Raw genomic sequence first — 1,648 nt, forward strand, 5'->3', positions numbered from 1 at the left:
GGCTCTTCGAAGTTAACCGGGATGCCGATGGCTTGATGCCGCTCGCGGGGTGACGTTGTGTAGTGCAGGCCTGGTTCCGGCGTGTCTTGCGAAGGGCCCGTAGCCGTGAACCGATCGTGGTTGTTTCCACACAAACTACGACGACACGACCACGGGCTTGAACGAGGATACGACAGATCTGGGAACGGGTGCGGGGGATGCATCGAGACTGCTGGGGCTGGAAGGGCTTGTGGTGGTGGCGGTGTCACGACGCGAGGACGGCTCGCGGCTGGTCGAGGTGGTGACCGCACCGGATGCGCAGGAAGCAGCGGCGGCCTGCCCGGGCTGCGCGGTCGTTTCGGTGCAGGCCAAGGAATGGGTGATCACCCGCCCCAGAGACGTGCGTCTGGGCGCGGAGCGCCTGGACCTGCGCTGGCGTAAACGTCGCTGGTACTGCCGGGAAAAACGCTGTCAGATCAGGGCGTTCACTGAGTGTCTGCCCTCTGTCGGTCATCGATCCAGGTTGACGAGCCGGCTGCGGGCCCAGGCCGGGGATCTGGTCGTGGACGGCGTCTGCTCGAGTGTGTCAGCCGCCGCCCGGTCCTGCGGGCTCTCCTGGCCCGTCGTGATGGACTCCGTCCGGGAACAGGCCGACCGGGCCGGGCTGCTGGAGGGGCCGGCGGATGCGGTGAGCGTGCTGGGCATGGACGAGGTCCGCCGCGGCCGCCCACGGTGGCGGCCACCATCGACGCAGGACATTGCACCCACGTCGGCCGGCGTCCCAGAAACCGTTCCTTCAGAGCCTGTTACAGATGCCGGCCCGACGCCGCAGCGAGGCGATGAGTGTTCCCGGGCACGGACCCTGGCAGACCGCTGGCACGTGGGCTTCACCGACATCACCGGCGGCGCCGGGATGCTCGCCCAGATCGAGGGCCGCACCAGCGATGACGTCGCCTACTGGCTTGCCACTCAGACACCCGCCTGGCGCCACCGGATCCAGTTCGTCGCGATCGACATGTGCACCATCTTCGTCTCGGCGATCCGCCGCTACCTACCCGCCGCGCAGATCATCGTGGACCGATTCCACGTCGTGAAACTCGCCACCGACACCGTCACCGAGGTCCGCCGCCGCATCACCATGACCCGCCGCGGCCGCAGGGGACGCAAGAACGATCCCGAATGGGCCATCCGCAACCTCCTGGGCAGGAACCGTGAAAACCTTTCTCCGAAAGCCTTTGCGAAGATCTGGAACACCCTCGTCGAGCTCGGCAACGACGGCGTCACGATCCTGAAAGCCTGGATCGCCAAAGACCTCCTGCGTCAGGTCCTGGCCCTGACTCCTTCCGGGCCGCCAGACTCAGGGCACGCCGTCCCGGATCGGTCCCGGATCAGCCAACGCCTCACGAAGTTCTACACCTGGTGCGCCGACGCGAACATTCCTGAACTGGACCGGCTGGCCACCACCATCGACACCTGGTGGGACGGCATCCACAACGCCATCACCAGCGGACACTCCAACGCTGCCAGCGAAGGCTACAACCGCGTCGTCAAACTCGACGCCCGCAACGCCTACGGCTACCGCAACCCCGACAACCAACGCCTACGAACACGCTGCGCAACCACCCGGAGGAAGCGAGGATGCCTCAACCCCGGTTAACTTCGAAGAGCC

General features: G+C 66.3%; 1 protein-coding gene. It reads left to right on the forward strand.

Annotated features, from left to right (window positions below; all coding sequences use genetic code 11):
* The first annotated feature begins 157 nt into the window (after window positions 1–157).
* Window positions 158–1,636: a transposase gene (locus LR394_RS40985; protein WP_231450133.1), complete on the forward strand. Its 1,479-nt coding sequence runs from the start codon at window positions 158–160 to the stop codon at window positions 1,634–1,636.
* Window positions 1,637–1,648 lie beyond the last annotated feature (12 nt).

Source organism: Kineosporia babensis (assembly GCF_021129305.1).
In the GTDB taxonomy this organism is placed as follows: domain Bacteria; phylum Actinomycetota; class Actinomycetes; order Actinomycetales; family Kineosporiaceae; genus Kineosporia; species Kineosporia babensis.